Origin of the sequence: Pseudomonas sp. CMR5c, from assembly GCF_003850545.1 — a bacterium.
Taxonomy (GTDB): Bacteria; Pseudomonadota; Gammaproteobacteria; order Pseudomonadales; family Pseudomonadaceae; genus Aquipseudomonas; species Aquipseudomonas piscis.
The window spans coordinates 3,395,340-3,414,606 of sequence record NZ_CP027705.1 but is presented as its reverse complement, the minus strand read 5'-3'; the positions used below and the strand labels follow the sequence as shown (position 1 = coordinate 3,414,606).

General features: G+C 55.4%; 15 protein-coding genes. 4 read left to right on the top strand and 11 right to left on the bottom strand.

Features of this window, described 5'->3' with window-relative positions; genetic code table 11:
* Positions 1-70: 70 nt before the first annotated feature.
* From C4K40_RS15650 to C4K40_RS15620, 7 genes are all read right to left on the bottom strand, one after another.
* A complete protein-coding gene (locus C4K40_RS15650; RefSeq protein WP_083456857.1) occupies positions 71-229 on the bottom strand; it encodes a rubredoxin in 159 nt (52 codons plus the stop codon).
* Positions 226-1,116, bottom strand: a complete 891-nt coding sequence (locus C4K40_RS15645) for a fatty acid desaturase (protein ID WP_053130017.1) — start codon at positions 1,114-1,116, stop codon at positions 226-228. The genes C4K40_RS15650 and C4K40_RS15645 overlap by 4 nt, the downstream gene beginning before the upstream one ends.
* Before the next feature lie 156 nt (positions 1,117-1,272).
* Positions 1,273-3,888 carry a LuxR C-terminal-related transcriptional regulator gene (locus tag C4K40_RS15640; RefSeq protein WP_053130015.1) on the bottom strand — a complete coding sequence of 872 codons (2,616 nt, stop codon included), beginning with the start codon at positions 3,886-3,888 and terminating at the stop codon, positions 1,273-1,275.
* Positions 3,889-3,983: 95 nt separating this feature from the next.
* Entirely contained in the window at positions 3,984-5,207 is a 1,224-nt protein-coding gene (locus tag C4K40_RS15635; protein WP_053130012.1) for an NAD(P)/FAD-dependent oxidoreductase, read from the bottom strand.
* A gap of 10 nt (positions 5,208-5,217) precedes the next feature.
* Entirely contained in the window at positions 5,218-6,768 is a 1,551-nt protein-coding gene (locus C4K40_RS15630) for an acyl-CoA synthetase (RefSeq protein ID WP_053130009.1), read from the bottom strand.
* 35 nt (positions 6,769-6,803) lie between these two features.
* Positions 6,804-7,907, bottom strand: coding sequence for an NAD(P)-dependent alcohol dehydrogenase (locus C4K40_RS15625; RefSeq protein WP_053130006.1), 1,104 nt, complete (start codon positions 7,905-7,907; stop codon positions 6,804-6,806).
* Positions 7,908-7,934: 27 nt separating this feature from the next.
* Positions 7,935-9,341, bottom strand: a complete 1,407-nt coding sequence (locus tag C4K40_RS15620) for an aldehyde dehydrogenase family protein (RefSeq protein WP_256223856.1) — start codon at positions 9,339-9,341, stop codon at positions 7,935-7,937.
* 263 nt (positions 9,342-9,604) lie between these two features.
* Here C4K40_RS15620 and C4K40_RS15615 point away from each other — a divergent pair, with 263 nt between their 5' ends.
* Positions 9,605-10,393 (top strand): enoyl-CoA hydratase/isomerase family protein, encoded by a 789-nt coding sequence (locus C4K40_RS15615; protein WP_164485026.1) that lies wholly within the window; start codon positions 9,605-9,607, stop codon positions 10,391-10,393.
* 80 nt (positions 10,394-10,473) lie between these two features.
* Here the strand turns inward: C4K40_RS15615 and C4K40_RS15610 are convergent, their stop codons facing one another.
* On the bottom strand, positions 10,474-11,481 hold the full coding sequence (locus tag C4K40_RS15610; RefSeq protein WP_053130000.1) for an NAD(P)-dependent alcohol dehydrogenase: 1,008 nt from the start codon (positions 11,479-11,481) through the stop codon (positions 10,474-10,476).
* 105 nt (positions 11,482-11,586) lie between these two features.
* On the opposite strand from C4K40_RS15610, the gene C4K40_RS15605 reads away from it, so the two are divergent.
* From C4K40_RS15605 to C4K40_RS15595, 3 genes are all read left to right on the top strand, one after another.
* Positions 11,587-11,961, top strand: a complete 375-nt coding sequence (locus tag C4K40_RS15605) for a helix-turn-helix domain-containing protein (RefSeq protein ID WP_053129997.1) — start codon at positions 11,587-11,589, stop codon at positions 11,959-11,961.
* A 360-nt stretch (positions 11,962-12,321) separates the two neighbouring features.
* Entirely contained in the window at positions 12,322-12,879 is a 558-nt protein-coding gene (locus tag C4K40_RS15600) for a hypothetical protein (RefSeq protein ID WP_124421320.1), read from the top strand.
* Positions 12,880-13,330: 451 nt separating this feature from the next.
* The gene (locus C4K40_RS15595) at positions 13,331-17,290 is read left to right on the top strand and encodes a DUF4365 domain-containing protein (protein ID WP_053129990.1); all 3,960 of its coding nucleotides are present in this window, start codon (positions 13,331-13,333) and stop codon (positions 17,288-17,290) included.
* 215 nt (positions 17,291-17,505) lie between these two features.
* Here C4K40_RS15595 and C4K40_RS32235 read toward each other — a convergent pair whose 3' ends face one another.
* The 3 genes from C4K40_RS32235 to C4K40_RS15580 all read right to left on the bottom strand — a co-directional run bounded on the left by C4K40_RS32235 (position 17,506) and on the right by C4K40_RS15580 (position 19,227).
* Positions 17,506-17,751: a DDE-type integrase/transposase/recombinase gene (locus C4K40_RS32235; protein WP_371263418.1), complete on the bottom strand. Its 246-nt coding sequence runs from the start codon at positions 17,749-17,751 to the stop codon at positions 17,506-17,508.
* Positions 17,752-17,841: 90 nt separating this feature from the next.
* Positions 17,842-18,048, bottom strand: a complete 207-nt coding sequence (locus C4K40_RS32230; protein ID WP_083456854.1) for an IS3 family transposase — start codon at positions 18,046-18,048, stop codon at positions 17,842-17,844.
* A 228-nt stretch (positions 18,049-18,276) separates the two neighbouring features.
* Positions 18,277-19,227, bottom strand: coding sequence for a tyrosine-type recombinase/integrase (locus tag C4K40_RS15580; RefSeq protein ID WP_053129984.1), 951 nt, complete (start codon positions 19,225-19,227; stop codon positions 18,277-18,279).
* Between the last annotated feature and the right edge of the window lie 40 nt (positions 19,228-19,267).

The following is a 19,267-nucleotide window of genomic DNA, read 5'->3' as shown; positions in this document are numbered from 1 at the left end:
GATCCGAGGATGGTTGTTCTTCTCGACAGGGGTCGGAGAGGGCGGGCGCCCCCTCCTGATGGGATGTGGATCAGATTTCGTCGAAATCGACCTTGGTCGCTCCACAGTCAGGACACATCCAGTCATCCGGCACATCGCTCAGTGGCGTTCCGGGAGCGATGCCATCTGCCGGCAGACCGGCAGCCTCGTCGTAGATGAATGAGCAGTAACGGCATTGCCAGCGCTTCATGCTGCATCCCCCCGGGCCCGGCTGGATTGGCTTACAGGACGCAAGCCGAAGGTGTTGACGATCAATGGATGCTTGGCCATGTGCTCGGCCTGCCTTAGCTCCCATAACTTGATCATGTTGTAGAAGGGGGCGGTGGGGTACAGGTGATGCATCAGGTGGTAGTTCTGGTAGGCCAACAATGGCGTCAACAGCCACTCCGCACCTGGACGGATGTTGGAGGCGCGATATTCATCCTCCTTGGCGGTGCTCTGGAAGGGCTCGTGGGGCAGATAGACGAAGGCCATGACGAACAGGAAGGAGCTGATACGGGTCGGTAGAATCCACAACATCAAGGCTTCTAGTCCGTAACCGGCCAGCGTCAGGGCAAGCAAGACGGCGATAATGACACTGAAATGGATGATCAGTCGTGGCAGGAACTTCCTTCGCATGGCCGCTGGCGCACGCATGAAGAAATACTTGGTGTAGTAGTAATCGAAATTGCTCCAGCGCAGGGGAAACAGCCAGTCCATCTTGTGCCCGAAATGGTCGGGGTCTAGGGCGTTGTCGTTGGTGAAGCGATGATGCTGCATATGGATAAAGCGAGCGACATTGAACGGTGCAATCGGGCCGAAGAAGAACATACCAACATGGCCTGGCAGTTCGTTGATCCACTTGATACGCGAAACTGCGCCATGGGAGGCATCGTGTACGCAGCTGAACAATAGATAGATGACCAGGCCATTGATGATCGTTCCCGTCCATAAGGGGATAGTGCCTGCCAAAGCCAGGTAGTCCACCAGGCCAAGGATACTCAGTGAACCAAAGAACAGCAGCACGGTAGGCCATGCCAGCAAGGGGGCGTCCATCAGTTTACGGAACTGGGTAGAGTCGCGGGTGCCAGTACTCATAGTGTCTCCACGGCGTTTGCCAACGTTGTTTTTGTGAAGTCACTTTGGCATTGGGCCAGCAGGGGAAACCTAGGAAAAAGTCTGGTTCACCTTCAGGGGAAAAGCTCTGGATCGGTCGACTCATTACAGTCGCTTGGGGCCATTGGTAGACAGCGGTCATGTTCCTTGATCCAGCAATTGCAGATGACGAGCGGCGACCAAGGCCCCGGAGCGGTTCTTGACCCCCAATTTTCCGTAGATGTTGTAGACATGCCACTTGACCGTGGCCAGGGATATGAACAATTGATCGGCGATCTGTTGGTAGGTCAACCCGGATTCGAGCATCGCCAATAACTCCATTTCCCGTCGTGATAGCGGTTCAGCCAAATGGGGTGCCTGTGCTCTGGGGTGCGCAGTCAGTTGCAAGGCATCGCATAGTCGGACAAACAGTTCGCGCTCCGTTGAGGGCAGCTGTTGTTGTTTGCTATTGCACAGCCACTGCAAGGTCGGGCTCGAAAAGCGGTTGAGGTCGAGGAACACGCGATAGAGGTTGTGTTCACGCGCGACCCTCAGCGCAACACACAGAACCTTGTTTGCTTCAACCGGGCTTTCGGCTTTTGCCAGCAACGAGGCCTTGATAATCAGCACTCGGCAATGCAGCAAGGGTTGGAGTGCCAATGCTGGCTCAGCCAACAGGTGTTCGTAATCTGTCCGGGCTTTTAGCCACTGCTCTCGGGCGCAGTTGAGCAGTAGCTCGATATAGACTTGGTATAGCCTTGGCACAAGCCGCGTATCCTGATGCGTCTGTTCGGCCATCAGTTGCTCCAAGGCATCTGCGACGATCAGTGCTTCGTTGGTACGCCCATGATCCAGCAGCAACTCGATACGCTGCTGATGCAGTGAGCTTTCCAGGCGAGGGGGGTAGACCGCACTGATCACCTGAGCATCATCGAATATCTGTAACGCCTCCCCCAAACTGGAGCGCGCGGCTAGACGGGCTCGTACTGTCACCCCGGCCAAAGCGCTCTCGATCAGGCCATGGTCCCTTATATGCCGATAACCGATCTCGACGTAGTCGGCGGCCTCGTCCAGATCATTGTGTTCGTAGGCGACTCGCGACAACAGCAGCGCGCAGGTGGAAAGAATCGCTGAATGCTCGCCAATCTCCCGAGTGGCCAGGTAGAACTGTTCGTTGAGCAACAGACGCGCACGGTTGTAATCACCGAACTCCAACTGGTACAGGGCGTTGAGTAGGTTCACCCAGATCTTGCCGTATACGCTGTCGGAGCGCTGTATGGCCGATATGGCTCGGCTCCCAGCGTTTGCCGCACCTTTGCAGTCGGCATCTAAGCGTCGTGCGATCATCTGGGCGCTGGCGATGACCGCAATGTCGAAGGTGTCGGCATCCTGATACCGCTCCAACCAACGAGCCGAGCACTCAATCACACCTACGGTGCGGTCCTGGAAGATTGCCAATGCCACTTCCAACGCTTCTAGCCTGGACATATAACGGCGGCGCTCCAGTGGTGAGAGCCCAACGTTATCGCGGACGGCGCGAGCCAGCTGACAGATGCGTTCATGAGCCTGTTCCCAGCAGTAGGAGAAGGCCAGCGACCAGGTTGACCAGTACACCAACTCGTTCAGTTCAAACACGGGGCCAACTTGCAGGTCGCGAGTCCAACCGACGATGGTCGGTAGCTCGCCAAGGTTGCGTACAAGAGTCTCGCTGGTCTTACTGATCACCAGGCGGGCCACTCGAGGTTCACCGCTGGCTCGCGCATAGTCGGCGGCAAGCCGATATCGCTGATTGCGAATGGCCCAGCGGGTGGCTCGTACCAGTAGCTTGCGCGGATGGAGTTCGGGCGAATGTTTTTCAAGCAGGAACTCCCGGAACAAGGGATGCAGCCGGTATTCGTTGAGATTACGATCGCAGGCCTCAAGAAACGCCCCCGCTTGGTATAGGCCTTCCAATTCTCGCTGACTATCTTGTCGTTGCAGCGCAACATCACAAAGTTCACCACAACCTTTTCCAAGTACGGCAAAAGCACCGAGAAAAACTTGCCGTTGAAGATCCAGATGGGCCAGTACTTGTTCTTCAAAGAAGAGCCGAAGACCTTGGTCTCGCCCGGAAAAACTCACCAACCTGGCTGCGCGTTTTTTGTCTCTTGCCAGCAGCCCGCAAAGATTCACCGCCAGTGGCCAACCCTCGGTACGTTGGTATAGGTCCTCGCGTTGACTGCCAGGTAGCTCCGGACCGAGTACCAAGGTTGTTTCTTCGGCGCTGAAACTGAGCTGGGCGCTGTCGATACGGTGCAACTGACCTCGCATCTCCAGCAGGGATAGCTTTACTGCCGGCTGGTGCCGACAAGCCACAGCAATATGCAAGCGCGGTTGGTTGAGTCGTAGGACGCGCTCCAGAAGGGCTGTTCCAGGGCAGCTCTCTTTGTATTCATAGCTGTCGATGAAAATCACCAGCGGTGCCTTGAGATCCAGCAGGCGTGCCAGAAGAGACTCAGGCGTGGCAGCGATTCCGGGAAACTGTCGGCAAAGCGTTTGCAACAGCGTATCGCTGCCGACTCCAGGCCATTGCTCGGCCGAGACCCATATCCCTTGGGCGTTGGCACGATGGATATGCTGCATGCAGTAGGCGAGTGCTGTGCTCTTGCCATAACCTGCCGGCGCGCAGAGTAAGGTAAGGCGATGTGTCGTGAGTGTGCTTAACAGCCCATCGTAAAGGTGGCGCGGGATGAAGTTGACGGGTAGATCAACGGAGGAGGGCAGGCCGATCTTCATGGTTCTTGTTCTTATGGGTCAATAGTGGCTAATCAAGTCGTGACAGCCCTGGCCTGTATCGTTCAAGCGCATCCATGCGCAGGCGGTGAAGCCATTCAAGCAGGTAGGGCAGATAGTGCGACATTGATATCACAGGACTCATCGGCCAGCTTGGTCGGATCGACTGGCCTTGCCGTCGCAATCAACCGCTTGCAGGCAATGAATTCCTTGGGACGGTTTACGCAAAGGGCACTGAGTACCACTGCATCGCGCAAATAGAACCGACAAAAGCTGCCTGTAGCAATGTCCCCGCGTTGTACCACGCGCTCGTATTCATCGACCACTCCAGCGATCTGCAGGCGGGTGGCGTACTGGTCCGACCAGAACCAAGGCAGGGCATCATGGCGACGTTCATGGCCACATAAGGTCGCGGCTGCCACTCGTGCCTGATCGCTAGCGTTGGCTAAGCACTCCAGACGTACCAAGCGCTGCAGGTGGGCGCTCGGGAAACGAGTGCAATCACCCGCTGCGACGATTTCCGCATCCGATGTACGGGCAGAGCTATCAACCAGGATGCCATCATCGACGGCCAGTCCCGCATCCTCCGCGAGGCCCACATTGGCCTTTACACCGACGCCGATTACAACGATGTCTGCCGGATAGTGAGTGCCATCCGTGCATAGCACGGCCTCGACATGTTCCTTGCCTACCAGTTGGCTGACCTGACAGCTCGTGCGGATTGTCACGCCATTATCCTGGTGCAACGCCTCGAAGAAGGCCGATACAGGCTCGTCGACACTGCGTCCCAGGATGCGTGGCGCGGCCTCCAGCACGCAGACTTGCAGGCCCAACTGACGCAAGCTGGCAGCGGTTTCCAGGCCTATGTAGCCCGCACCGATAATCACCACGTTACGAGCTCCAGGAAGCTGCGTGCGTAGCCGATCCGCATCGGCGTGATCACGTAGATAATGCACGCCTTGTAGGTCACTGCCTTCGATACTTAGGCGCCGGGGGCTGGCCCCAGTACAGAGCGCAAGCTTCGTGTATGCCAAGCGCTGCTGGTTATCCAACAGGACCTCACGCACTTGGCGATCGATCCGCACCACACGGGTCGAAGCCAGAAATTCTATTTCATGTTTATCCAGGCTTGCCTGTGGGTGGATGATGGCCAGATCGGCTTCGTTTTTGAGATAGGACTTGGACAGGGGCGGACGATGATAGGGGAGACAGGCCTCCTCGCCGAGCAACAGGATACGCCCCTGCCAACCTTCCTGACGCAAGCCAATGGCCAGTTGAATGCCGGCATGGCTAGCACCGACAATGATGCAAGTATCATTCATTAGCTTTTCCTCAACGCGCATTGCCCGCGTATTCGTCACGCAATAGCCGCTTGAGCAGCTTGCCTGTGGGTTCGCGAGGCAGGTCTTCACGAAATTCGATGCTGCGCGGGCATTTGATCGAGGATAATTGCCCGCGGCAGAACTGATTGAGCGCGACCGCAAGCGCATCACTGGCCATGCTGTAGTCATGCAACTGCACTACCGCATGAACCGATTCCCCCAGGTCACTATCAGGAATGCCGATCACTGCGGCATCCAGCACCTGCGGATGGCTGAGCAGGATGTTCTCGGCTTCCTGTGGATATACATTGACGCCGCCAGAGATGATCATGTTGCTTTTGCGATCAGTCAGGAAGAGATAACCATCGGCATCGATATGGCCGATGTCTCCCACGCATGCCCACCCCAGATCGTTGTAGGCCTCGGCCGTCTTGTTCGGGTCTTTGTGATAGGAAAACGGCAGGCTTTCCGAGAAAAACACCAGGCCATCTTTACCAGCAGGCAGCTCTTGTCCTGCTTCGTCAAGAATATGCAAACGCCCATAGATGGCTCGTCCCACGGTACCGGGATGCTTTAGCCAATCGTCGGTGCTGGCCATAGTCATACCGATCTGCTCGGTGCTGCCGTAGTACTCGTAGAGTATCGGCCCCCACCAGTCGATCATGGCTCGCTTGGTAGGGATCGGACAGGGCGCAGCGGCATGTACGACAACCTGCTGGCTACTCAGGGAATATCTGCTGCGGATTTCACTTGGCAGGTTGAGCAGGCGATGGAACATAGTCGGCACCCACTGACTGTGGGTTACCTGATATTCATCGATGGCGGCCAAGGCGGCCTCTGGCTCGAACTTTTCCATCAGAATCGCGGTACCGCCCAGCACATGCACGGCCCTTACCCACTTCAATGGTGCGGCATGGTAATAGGGGGCCGGTGACAGATAGACTGAATGTTCATCGACGGAGAATGACCGCTCCAACTGTTGGGCGATCACCTCGGTACTGCCCAGGGGCAAACCGGTGAGCTTGGGTTTGACTCCCTTGGGGCGTCCGGTAGTGCCCGATGAGTAAAGCATTTCACTGCCTTCTCGCGAGCCCTCCAGTGCAGTACAGGAATAGGCTTGTAGAAGCTCGGGTAGTGACCCTGCCACACCTTCCTGTGGGTCGAGAATCAATACCTTGGGAGCACCGGGCAATTGCTCCAGTATTCCAAGCAGTTGCGGCGTGGCAGATTTAGCGCTCAACACTAACAACTTAGCGTCACAGTCCTCAATGATGTAGGTGACTTCGGCTGTCGTCAGACGCGTACTGAGAAAGGTGTAGTACAGGCCGGCATAATGGGCCCCCCATTGAAGTGCAGGGCACTCGACTCGGTTCTCTAGCAAAAAGGCGACATGCTCTCCATAACGAAGCCCCAACGCCTGAAACAATCGTGCCAGGCGGTTGGCGAAGGCATCCAACTCCTGATAGGTCAGTGACGCCCCCGTTTCGGCGATGAGCACAGCAATGCGTTCCGGCGAGCGCTTGGCGTGATAACCGGGATGACGCAGAAGGGAAGTTGCCATACAACGATTCCTCAATGGCGAAGACTTAAAGCTGATCAGTTGGGCAGCAGCACAGGTTTGACACAGGTACCGGCATGCTGGGCGGCGACGGCTTCGTTGATTTGAGACAGAGGGAAGTCACTCACCAGCCTGTCAATTGGCAGTCGGCCTTCTTGATAGAGACTGATCAACTCCGGGATCGACTGTTGGGGATCACTGTCGCCTTCGATGATGCCCTTGAAGATGATGCCGTTCTGGATCATCTGGGCTAGGCTGCCCGGCAGTTTTTGCTCCCAATCCTGGGGGGCGCCCACCAGGCCGAAGGTGGCCCGTGGCGCGAGACAACGGTAGGCGGTCTCTAGTGCTGCGTTGATACCACATGTATCCAGTGCGTAGTTCACACCGGTCGGGAGCAAGGCCTTCACCACCTTTTCAGTATCTTCGCCGTAGGGGTCGATCACGCAGGTAGCCCCCAACTCCAGCGCCAAAGCCCGTCGGTTTGCATGGGGTTCGACGAGAATGATTTGCTCGCAACCACAAAGCACTGCGCCCATGATCGCCGCCAGACCTACAGCGCCTCCCCCCAGGATCAGGATGGATGAGCCTGCAGTACAGGCCAGGGCTCGGGTGACACCACCAAATCCAGTCTGGATGCCACACCCCATCGGCGCTACCAGAGATAGGGGAATGTCTTTGCTCACCTTGACGACGTTGCGCTGGTTGGCCACGCAATGACTGGCAAAGGATGATTGACCGAAGAAGCTTCCAGCTACTGCTGCGCCATTTGCATCATGCAAGTTGCTACCACCCTGGCGAATACCGGTAAAGTTAAGCAGGCCGAAGGAGTGGCAATAAGATGGGTCCTCAATGGCGCAGCGTTCACACTGCCCGCAGGAGTGAAAACTTAGAGCAACATGATCGCCTGGCCGAACGCTAGTGACCTTGTTGCCTACCTTGACCACTATGCCGGCGCCTTCATGGCCGAACACTGCCGGAGCTTGGATCGGCAGGACTCCGGAAGCCGCAACCAGGTCGGTATGGCAGATACCCACGGCGACGATGCGTACTAGAACTTCTTCATCCAGAGGATCGTCCAGTTCCAGATCTTCGATGCAAAAGCCGTTGGCGTTGTGGCGTGTCACCGCCGCAATGATCTTCATGGCAGGTTCCTTGATTTCGTTTTGTTGTTAAAAGAATTTGAACAACCAGCGCAGGATTCGCCGAGTGGTTTGGGTATAGGGGGGGAAGAACAGGCTAGACAGCATGATTTTGCTTTCCAGAACCGAGCGTTCATGGGAGAAGGCGCGGATCCCCCATTCGGCGTGGTAGCTGCCAATTCCCGAGTTGTTCACGCCGCCAAACGGTAGATTGTTGTGCAGGAAGTGCCCCGCTACGTGATTGATGCAGGATGCACCTGCACTGGTGTTCTGCAGGATTTGTTCGATGTGCTGACGATTCTTGCTCCAGATGTACAAAGCCAGCGGCTTGGGCCCGGCATTGATACGTTGGATAACCTCATCCAGGTCATCAAAGACGATGATCGGCAATACGGGGCCAAAGATTTCTTCCTGCATGATCTTGGCATCGCTCGGTACATCCTCAAGCAACGTGGGAGAAATGAAGCGGTCCTGGACATCAATCACCGATCCATAGCTAGCCCTGGCGCCACGCTCCAGAGCGTCCTCGATTAACCCTGCAATACGACTTGCATGACGCTGGTTGACGATGCGCGCTAACGGTGCAGAACGGGCCTTGGCGCCCTCACCATAAACCTGATCCAGATGCTGCCTGAGCAACTGCACGAAACGGTCCCTGACATTGCTCGCCACATAGAGATGGTCTGGTGCGATGCAGGTTTGCCCGGCATTGAGAAACTTGCCCCAGGTAATGGTTTTTACCGCCATTTCAAGATCGGCGCTTTCATCGATGATGGTCGGTGACTTACCGCCCAGTTCAAGGGTCACGCTAGTCAGATGCTCTGCCGCCGCCCGCATGACCACCTTGCCAATGGTTGGGGAACCGGTGAAAAAGGAGTGATCGAAGGGCAGGGCCAGCAACTCGCTTGCCACCGAAGCGTCACCTTCCAAAATGGCGACTTCGCTTTCATCGAAAGCATCACGGATGATCTCCACCATGACTGCCGATAGGTTCGGTGTAAGCTCCGAGGTCTTGATGATCACCGTATTACCGGATGCGATGGCCGGGACCAGTGGTCCGAATGTCAGAGTTAGAGGGTAGTTCCAGGGCGAAATGATCAGGCAGCGTCCCCGTGGCTCGTACCGCACCGAGGCCGAGGTGCCTAGCATCAATGCAGTTGAGGGAACGCGCTTCGGCTTGAGCCACTTTTTTAGGTGCTTACAGGTATGGCTGATTTCCATGATGACCGTCAGTATCTCGGTCATTTCCACTTCTATATCAGGCTTGCCGAAGTCCGCCGCACCCGCCGCAATAATCTGGTCGTGGCGAATCTCAATAGCCTTGCGCAGGCGGCGTAATTTGCGGATGCGTTGTTCAACGGTAGATTCTCGAAGTTTTAGAGCCGTATTACGTTGAGCGCTGAATATTCGCTGGATGTCTGCGCTTTGCGCATTCACGACTGGGAGGGCCAGAGGGCGGGTAGGGGCTTGGACAGACACAGACAGAGTCTCCATGGTTATTTTTTTGTGGAGATTTTTGTGGGCGCTGGGGCGCAGTTGCCCGGTCACTATGGGGCAGTCCGTGTTTGGAGGATTCGTCATAAAGGACTAAAAGGTGGATTCAATCCCAAGTGGTCAAATCCAACCTTAAGGTTGGGCAGGTGATCTATTTCTAGCGCTAGGCTGCGACGAGAACTTTCCTTTCACTCATGGATCTCGCGATGTCACGCCCTGTCGATTACCAGTTCGATGCCGTCTCCCGTAGTGCAACTCTGACGTTCAACCGCCCGGGTGTACTCAATGCTATTGATGTCGAAACTGCACGATCATTCTGCGAAGCCGTGCTACAGGCTACCGCGCAGGCTGGTATCCGCCTGATTGTCATTCGTGGGGCTGGGCGCGCCTTCGTGGCAGGGGGGGACTTGCAGCGGTTCGCCGACGATTTCGATTACGCAGATCGGGTGGTCAATCATTTGCTGGACCCTCTTCACTCAGCAATCCTGGCGCTCCATACCACGCCAGCATTAGTTCTTGCATGCGTGCATGGTGTAGTGGCGGGGGCAGGGCTGAGCCTGATGTTGGGATGCGACCTGGTCCTCGCGGCTGAAGATACTCGTCTGTTACTGGCCTATAACAAAGTGGCGGCAGCTCCCGATTGTGGTGGGACTTTTTTTCTGCCAAGACGTATCGGCACAGGAGCGGCAATGCAACTGATGGTGGGCAGTGGCGAGTTGACTGCACAAGAGGCTCGGGCCATGAACTTGCTGAACTGGTGTGTTCCTGCGCATGAGCTACAGGAGCGTCTGGAAAGCTTGAGTGCAGAGATCCTCTCTGGACCAAGTCATGCCTATGGTCGTTATAAAGAGCTGATAAGGAGCGCTCCTGCTGAATTACAGGCTCACCTGGAGCGAGAGCGAATAGCTTTTTGTGCTGCAACCAAGACCAAGGACTTCAGGGAAGGCGTAACTGCCTTTCTCACGCGTCGGGCACCGGTTTTTTTGGGCTGTTAGTTGCTGATTCACGTCGAAGGGAGGCGGGTGGAACCTGCGCAGCACACGTGGGCGTAACGCGCCTCCCGATCGCTTGCAGATCAGATTGACAGGCAAACCTTACCGAAGTGTTTGCCCGCAGCCTGATGTCGGAAAGCCTCAGCGATGTCGTCCAGCGCAAACGTCCTATCAATCACAGGCTTCATACCCATCACATTGATCGCACGGACCATGTCGATCTGATGGCTACGGCTTCCGACTATCAGCCCCTGTAGTTTCTGCTGCCGCCTCATCAGCTCTGCGGTTGGTACTTGTCCAACGATACCCGTCAGTACGCCGATTAGCGCAATGTGGCCGCCCACCCTACATGAGTGGATCGATTGAACAAGTGTGTCCGGCCCACCCACTTCTATCACCTTGTCGACACCGCGTCCGCTAGTGAACTCAAGCACTTTAGAGGCCCAATCGGTATCACGTTTGTAGTTGATCAAATGATCGGCACCCAGTTCGCGGGCCTTTTCCAACTTATCATCCGAAGAGGAGGTGGCAATGACTACGGCTCCCATCTGCTTGGCGAACTGCAGAGCAAACATCGATACACCGCCGGTACCCTGAACAAGCACTGTATCGCCAGCCTTTAACGGATGATCAACTACGAGCGCACGCCACGCGGTTAGACCGGCAGTCGTCAATGTGGCTGCTTCCAAATGGCTGTAGCCGCGGGGCGCGAGAGTGAACCAGTGCGCAGGTCGATTCACAGTCTCCCTCGCATAACCATCGACACCATCACCGGGTGTTGTTGAGAAATCGGGAATGGTGGGGGCACCATTCAACCATGAGGGAAAGAAGGTCGAAACCACGGAGTCACCTACCCCGAAATCCATTACGCCTTCGCCAACGGCTTCTACGACGCCGGCGCCATCGGACATTGGAATGCGACCATCTTCAGTCGGCAAGCGGCCCAATACGACCCCAAGGTCGTGGAAGTTAAGCGAGCTTGCCTGAATGCGCACGCGGATCTCGCCATATGCCGGAGCACCAGGGTCAGCAAGATTAATACGAGTAAGGTGTTCGAGGCCTGCAGGGGTGCGGAGAATAATGGCTTTCACAACGGTAGCTCCTGTTGATGATGTTATGGATCTTCCAGCCAAACATCTATCATCACAAGAAGGCACAATTATCACCTGTACTATCAATAATGTAGGTATAAATGCATGCGACCAAAGCGCCTGGATAGCAAGAGTGGTTGTACAGTGGAGGTCACGCTCTCCATCATCGGCGGGCTGTGGAAACCGCTGATCCTCTTTCACTTACTGCACGGTAAGCTCCGGTTCATGGAGCTCACGCGACTCATGCCAAGCACCACACAGCGCATGCTGACTTTGCAGCTACGGGAGCTGGAAGCAGATGGCATCATCACGCGACATGTGTATCCACAGGTTCCGCCCAAAGTGGAATACGAACTCACTCCCTTAGGCCAAACGCTTGCGCCGTTGTTGATAAGCCTCAAGGAATGGGGGGAGGCCTATCAGAAGCGATTGAGCGAAGACGTTTCACAAGCAAACGGCGAGCACGCTGGAGACGACTGACCAACAGGCCTTGAAGAGCAAAGCTCAGTCTCGCGAACATCCAAGAGCAGGCTCAGACCGCACGAACCGAGGCGCAGTTATTGGCTGCGCAGCTAGAACGGACCCTACAACAGGAGTCTGAGGCGACTGCTCAGATCATTGGCCTGAATTGTGAGTTGCAGGCCGTCCGAAACTATCTGACGGGGGCGCGTGAGCGTGCGATCTCGGCCGAAGTGCGGGTGGAGTTTTTGGCCAGTTGCGTCAATCGCGTACTCTAAAAACATAGGTGATGCTGGTGTTGTTTTGCAAAGATAAACGCATTATCCAATTTTGAGTTTAATCAGGCTGGTATTTCACGGCCGTAACAGGGGAGTTACGTTGTTGACCTCTACCAAAAATGTTTGGCACTGGCTGTCCACCAAGCCCGGGCTGCTGCTGGCGCTATTCATCAATGTGGCGCTGAGTTGGGTGGCCCACCATTTCTTTGGCATCGAGGCGTCCGCCATGGCCTATTTAATGGGGGCGTTCGTCGTCTTCATTTTTCTGGTCGATACCCGCGATGATCGTTTTCTCAAGGGCTACTATCTGATCTGTTATGGCGTCATGATCCAGTTCTCCTACGATCTGGTGTTCAAGAAAGGGTTGGAAGAAACAGATATAGCCGAGAACATCAAAATGTTGCTGATGATGATCACCATCGGCGCGACTGGAGCCGGTGGGAGCCTTATCGCCGCCCATAGCGATCGCAGCGCCCAGGATGGCAAGCAGCGCGCCGCTCCTCAGGTGAATGAAGATGTGGCGGCACGACTTGGTGCGTTGGAACGGCAGGTATGTGGGCTGGATCGTAAGCTGGATCGTTTGATCAAATTGGCCGGTGCGACCTGCGTGGGCCTAACGGGGGGCGCGCTGTTGCTGATGCTGCTGTTCATCAGACTCTGAGTTCGTCGATCTTCGATCGAACATCTAGACCGCTGATTGGATTTCAGTTCTCGTTTGACGGGATCTCGCAGTTTCGCTGGGCGGTTGTGCAAACCGAGCAAACCGCAATCGATGGGGCAACAAGGGGCAGATGGCGCATGCCGGGTTGGAGTGATCTGTTCACCTCTAAATTGAGGCCTATGCACCTTTGGAGGATATGACTGCCAGAGCGCAATTTACGCCCTCCTTGATGCTTAATTCGTCTGGTCCATGGCCGCCCGTGTGCAGTGGGGTAGCTAACACTTAGCATGGCTGATGTTGTGGGAAGAGGAGACTCAAATCTTCAACTGCAGGGGCCGCTCAGGCAGGTGTAATGAGAGGTGACACGCTATGTGCCATCACTCCTGGCCATCACGGTATGATGACGATTGATGCGAGTTGAGTAGCCCACTGAATCATCGGAGATTGTTGCATGTCAGTAGAAGGACCTCTACCTCAAACCGGTGATCAGCACGATATTAATGCTGATGCAGACTCTTGTCTTCGGGCGCGACGTCCGCAGCATTGGCGCATCCAGAGCTTGGAGGGGCCGGACGACTACGGGTTCGACTATCAAGTCCAGACAACGCCCAACCAACAGGTCACGGACGTTTTTCGTATTCAGCTCAAAGGTACACGCTCACCATCGACTTCAGCGGACGGCGAGTTTATCTCTGTGGCTTTAAAGGCTTCGACGGTCAGGTACTACAATCGTGTGGTCGAACCCATTCTTCTAGTGGTCTGCGATTTATCTGTAAATGAGGATCCGGTTGACTGCCCTTTGTATTATGTCTGGATTCATGAGGAGTTACGCCGGATCAATGTGTTAGATTTGCCCGCCGAGCAGAAGTCCGTAACGCTCAAAGCGCCTAGAAAGAACATCCTCAATAGAAAGACCGATCTGTCTACAGAAATCGGCCAGCAAAATGATTATTCCCGAGCCGGTAAACTGTTGGGTGAACACGCTGAAGTGACCCATCCGGATATGCCCTCCGAAGAACGGTTATCGCTGGTGCAAGGAGCGGCACAAGGGATTACCGCACGAGGGGCATCTTTTATCGAAGCCCTCGCAGCCCCAGCGCAGGGGCACTGGATTGTCCCAGCGCAAGGATCCCTTGCTTGGGAGCTGAGTCAGGCAAGGGCCAACCTATTATCAAATGCGTTAGAGCGCTTTCACACGCATCTGGACGCCGCCGAGCGGATGCTAGAAGGGGCTACTGTTCTTGAAGAAGCCGAATACTGGTGCCTACAGGGCAACTGGCATGTGGAGTCTGGTGCAAATTTGTCCGCAAGCTCTGCCTTTCAACGTGCCTATCAACTCCACCCATTGCCGAAGTATCAAGCCGCTTGGTGCGAGGCCGAGATCCGACTGCGCTTTGACAATGCCTGTGAAACGTTAGCCGAACTTGGGGAGCAGCTTCAGGGAGAGGATCCGCTGATTATTGCCATCCGCTCGCGTCTTGCCGCGATCCAGGGAGACTATCGGGGGGCAGTTCAGATCGCTGAAGCGCTGCCAGAACCGGAGCGCTCTGCTGCAAGAGCTCTCGTTCATCTGCTCAACGGCGAGCATACCGCTGCCGTGAATTGCTGCGATCAAGGACTTGCGTTTGCCGATCCGCACGCTTCTCTGAGGCAGACGCTCCTCCTGTATAAAGCACGGGCTAAGTTCGCATTGGCTCATGCTGCAGCCCTTGATTCCGAGTTTCCTTTTATCCCTGCCTCTGGTCTCCCTGGCGTCGACCCAGTGATGCTTCTGGAGGTGTGGACAGCTGTCAGCGCGGCGGTAGAGTCGTTCAGGACGGCAGGGTGGCAATCAGATATCGAACACCTTTCCGATATCTGGCCCTCGACCGCGCTCGCTGTGGGTAAGGGGGAGGAAATTTTGCCACTGTTAGTGGAGGCGACCACGGCGCGCCCTAGGTTGTACGGTATACAGGAGGCGCTTCGAATTGTCGCGGTGGAGTGTGGTGAGCATGAATTGGCACTTAAAGCAAACGACTCGTTGCCTCCATCGGAAATCAACAGTTTGTGGGCAACACTGCTGTCTCACTCGACTGGCAAGCATCGCCTTGCCGTGCAAAGTTTCCAGGAGTGTTATGAGGCCGTTGATCGCCTACATCCGCGCTTTGGTGCTGCGTCAGTTGCCGCTATCTTGTCGGCCCAGAAGATGGTGCGGACAGATCTTGTGCGAGCTTGGCAAGACGAACTCCAACGTGACCCGAACCTTCGGGGCTTTGCCGCGTTAGCACGATATCATCTGGCCGTAGAGCACAATCAGAGTGCAAAGAGTGAAGCGCTGCAGACATTACAGTCCTGTTATGAGCAGCTCAATCAACCTCAAGACTTGGCCCCGACGCTATTACTGGAGTTGAACCCGACTCAGCCAGAAGAGGCACCACTTTGTGTCCAGGTCGCGGAGCGAATTACCCAGGAGAGCCTGCTGGCACCTGTGATGGCGGTACGTGTGGGGCTGGCGCTGATTACGTTGAAAGATTGGCCTGCACTGTTGAGTCTGTGTCAAGGGGGAAGGGTCCGTATGGAGGCCGGGGATCGCATGCTGGCGTTCGAAGCATTGGCGCTAGATCAGCTCGGACGCTCTGGCGCGGCACGTGATCGTTTAGCCACTCTTCTAGCTTCGGGCTCAACTGATCATGTTGCGCTGGATACTTATGTCACTATCGCCACCCGGTGTGGCTACGTGAGTGAAGCCATTGAGGCTGCGGAACGTTTTCTGGAAGTTGCCGAATCCAAGCCGCAGCGCCTCGAATGCATGAGAACGCTGTATTCGTTGATCCATCTTGCCGATCCTGCGAGTACGAGGCTCCACGCGTTGGCGCTAAAAATCGGCGAGATGGTTGATCGAAACGATGAGCAGCAGGAAGGGGATTTCCTGCTGATGCTGCTCGCTGCCCCCTTGGATGATGCGGATCGAGACGTTGCAACTGATCGTGAACAGTTTCAGGACAGGGCTTCGGCGTTCTTCGAAAAATTCCCGAACTCTCAGATTCTGCGCAGAGGTGAGATTCGAAAGGACTGGTCTCATGAGGAATTCTTGTCAGCCCTCAAGTCTTTGGCGGGTATTACCGATGCTGGTGAAGCTTTGCAAAGAAGGCTAGAAAAAGGCTTGCAGCAGGGTTCCGCCACGGTTCCATTTTCTTGGCGACCCCGCTTTGCTCTTACATCGGTATCTGATGTGGTTCATCTGTGGGAGGTTGCCAAGGCTTCGAGCCGCGATGACACGAAATATCATCTTCCAATGACGATAGGTTCAGATCGGCCGATCCTGACGGCGCAGGATTTACGTGCGCGTGTGCCACTGTTGGACCTAACGGCTTTGCTAGTGCTACTCGATCTGGAGCTCATTGATCCAGTGATAGCTTTTTTCGGCACCATCGCTGTTTCCAAAGCAACTCTGGAGGAGTTGTTAGAGCTTTCCAGTCCGATTTTTGGCAGTCCCGTTCGTAACAAGTGTTTGGCGTTGCAGCAGGCACTGAGACCACATCTCACCTCAATTATCCAACCGTCTTCATCAACGGCAGGCTATGGCCAGGGAAAACATGCTGTGGTCGGTCGAGGGAACTCCCATATCGCGGATATTTGTGAGGTTCAAGCAGCTGACTTCAGGCTTTATTCTGACGACGCTACCTTTCGAATATTTTGCGCTGGGGGCGCCGAACCTGACGGTATCTGCACCCTCGATGTGCTCGATGGCTTAGTCGAGTTGGAGCTTCTAGATATCAGAGAAAAGGCGCGTAAGATTGCACAGCTCTGTCAATGGAATGTCGGCATAATGGTCCGCTGGCAAGATTTCATTGCACTTCTCCCTCTCGGGTTCTCACAGGCGAGGAGCGTGAGTCAAGGAATTCAGATTCTTGACAGAGATCCTGATTTCAAAATGCTGGTATCTGCTGTGTGGGATTACCGACGTCCCTTCCAGAAAACCATGCAACACGCTGCTTCTCTGCTTGCTCTGATGCTCGTCTTGACTCCGATATGTGACACTGCTATCGCAGCGTTGATGATTCAGTGGTTTGTGAAGGCTGGCATGAGTAAAGAGGCTCCTGATCAAGCTCTGCGAGCGATTACCCATCTAGTAACCTATGCGGCAAGTATCAAGCCCTTTGAGGGAGAGTCGGGTACGCGACTTTGGCGAGTCTATCTTCTGATTGCCGAGTGGCACCAGGGGTATCTCAATGACACTAAAATGGTGTTGGTAATACGGGTGTTGGGGAGTGAATGTGCCCGCTTACAGCTCGTTACACCGGGTTTGGGATCTGACGTTTTTTCCAGTCTCATCAAGTGCCTGCCAGACGGATCAGTCGAGGCACGTATTTTTTCTCACGCCTATTCTGTAGTACTAGCGCAGCAGAAATCTGGAGATGCAAGATTATGATCTGTTGCGGTTCTGGGCGCCTTATCGATGTTTGGTCTGGTCTGTCCCAGAACTGGTGGGCACGTAGTTAAGAGTTACTACTCACATAGCGCCGCTCAAACTCCATCGGGCTGAGATAGCCGGTGATTGCGGATGTTCAGTTCTCGCCTCGTGGTAGCTGGCATAGCGCGTCAGGTACACCCACTCTGCCTTTAGCGAGCGGAAGAAGCTCTCCATCACGGCATTGTTCTAGCCGCTCCCCGGACAGAATTGTTGGGCACGATTCGAGGTCGCCGAAACAAGGCCTGGTAGTCGTATGCGCAGTATTGGCTGCTACGATCCGAGTGCAGCAGCACCTCTTCTTTCGGCTGTCGACGTGCAGCAGCCATCTCTAGTGCGGCGTGTACCAAGGCATGCTGCATGCGGTGGTGCATCGCCCAGCCGACGACGGCGCGTGAATAGATATCGAGCACGACGGCCAGATACAGCCAGCCTTAGGCTGTCCTTAGGAAGGTCATGTCCGGACTAGTGCCGATTGTCACGATATGAGGCGAACTGGCGATCCAGATGACTCAGGCAATCGGCAGCGCATGACGGCTGCTGGAAAGCCGCCGACAGCGCTTGCGCGAGCGAACGCGCAGACCGGCTTCGCGCATCAATCGAGCAACCCGGTGTCGAGCACACGCATGCCCCATGGCCGCCAACTCGGCCTTGATGCGACGACGGCCATAGATCCCATTCACCTCATTGTGGGTGGTGCGGACCTGCCGATTCGCCATCTCTCTCGCCGAAGGTGGTCGCTGCTGCCGGGCATCGTCACCTTGCTGCTCGTACTGGTGCTTCTATTTGCCCAGTAGGCTTTCAGTAATGCCCAGCGTCTCGGCTACATGGCGAAGCGGGGTACCGGCAAGCACCTGGTCTACCGCCTCGCGCTTGAAGGATTCAGGAAAAGGTCATCTGCTCATGGGGCATGAACACTCCTTACGGTGGAGATTATCCACCTTAAGTCAGTGTCCACTCAGCCCAGGACAGACCGGAGCTTTGATTGCTAGGTGACCAAAAGAGACGTTTGAGTCCACATAGCGCAGCGCAGACTTCATATCCTTCCACCCCACATAGCCCATTAGTGCTTTGATATCCCAGCCATTCGCCGATGCCCAGGTCGCAAACCCCCGGCGCATCGAGTGGCTCGTGTAGAGGGCTTCAGGCAGGCCTGCCTCCTTAAAGATCCGGCGAAGCAGTGGGATCAGGCTATGAGGCTGAATAGCTTTACCTGAGAGATTGCCCCAGCGATCAATTCTCTGGAACACGGGTCCATTGGTGAGTCCGGCAACAGTAATCCAGTTGATGTACGCCTCGACCGGGCAAAACTTCGTCAGCGCCGGCGTTTGAAAGGTCTGTCCCTCATGTCCTCGATCACCCTTGGTGTAAGGCAAATAAAAGCTGATCACTTCACCACTTGATGCCTCTGTGTTTTCGACCGTTAGCCTGGCGAGTTCGTCGCCACGGAATCCTCGCCAAAACCCAATAAGCACAATCGCCACCGACCTTCGGTGGCGTATAAGCGATTTGTAATCACCTCGCTCAAGAGCGGCCGCTGCTTCAGCCTCCAGCCAATCAATCGCCTTCTCCAGGTGCTTGATCAGTAGCGGGGCGGCCTGTCTGACCCTGGCGGGGTGTACAACCCTGATGCCCTTGATCATCTGGCGCACGTTAGGAGATTTAGTCGGATCGGGAAAGCCCTGAGTGATATGCCACTGCGCCAAGGCCGCCAAGCGTTGCTTGAGAGTGTTGAGTGACAGCTTGTCAGCGTATTCCGCGAGATAGCGGACGATCCCATTTGCTGTCGTAGGAAGATAACTGCCCCAAGTCACTTCGAAGTGCTCAATCGCAGCCCGGTAGCTCTTACGCGTGTTTTCCCGGGTACCCGCCTGTAGGTATCGATTCGCCTTGTCCATCTCGCTTGACCTTGAAGTCGGTGTGTTCGCGCTGGGAGCA

Excerpts from the sequence above, each read along its gene's own strand:
- C4K40_RS15615 (WP_164485026.1), top strand. The coding sequence starts at position 9,605 with ATGTCACGCCCTGTCGATTACCAGTTCGATGCCGTCTCCCGTAGTGCA.
- C4K40_RS15605 (WP_053129997.1), top strand. The coding sequence starts at position 11,587 with ATGCGACCAAAGCGCCTGGATAGCAAGAGTGGTTGTACAGTGGAGGTC.
- C4K40_RS15595 (WP_053129990.1), top strand. The coding sequence starts at position 13,331 with ATGTCAGTAGAAGGACCTCTACCTCAAACCGGTGATCAGCACGATATT.
- C4K40_RS15640 (WP_053130015.1), bottom strand. The coding sequence starts at position 3,888 with ATGAAGATCGGCCTGCCCTCCTCCGTTGATCTACCCGTCAACTTCATC.
- C4K40_RS15635 (WP_053130012.1), bottom strand. The coding sequence starts at position 5,207 with ATGAATGATACTTGCATCATTGTCGGTGCTAGCCATGCCGGCATTCAA.
- C4K40_RS15625 (WP_053130006.1), bottom strand. The coding sequence starts at position 7,907 with ATGAAGATCATTGCGGCGGTGACACGCCACAACGCCAACGGCTTTTGC.
- C4K40_RS32230 (WP_083456854.1), bottom strand. The coding sequence starts at position 18,048 with ATGGCGAATCGGCAGGTCCGCACCACCCACAATGAGGTGAATGGGATC.
- C4K40_RS15650 (WP_083456857.1), bottom strand. The coding sequence starts at position 229 with ATGAAGCGCTGGCAATGCCGTTACTGCTCATTCATCTACGACGAGGCT.
- C4K40_RS15645 (WP_053130017.1), bottom strand. The coding sequence starts at position 1,116 with ATGAGTACTGGCACCCGCGACTCTACCCAGTTCCGTAAACTGATGGAC.
- C4K40_RS15630 (WP_053130009.1), bottom strand. The coding sequence starts at position 6,768 with ATGGCAACTTCCCTTCTGCGTCATCCCGGTTATCACGCCAAGCGCTCG.
- C4K40_RS15580 (WP_053129984.1), bottom strand. The coding sequence starts at position 19,227 with ATGGACAAGGCGAATCGATACCTACAGGCGGGTACCCGGGAAAACACG.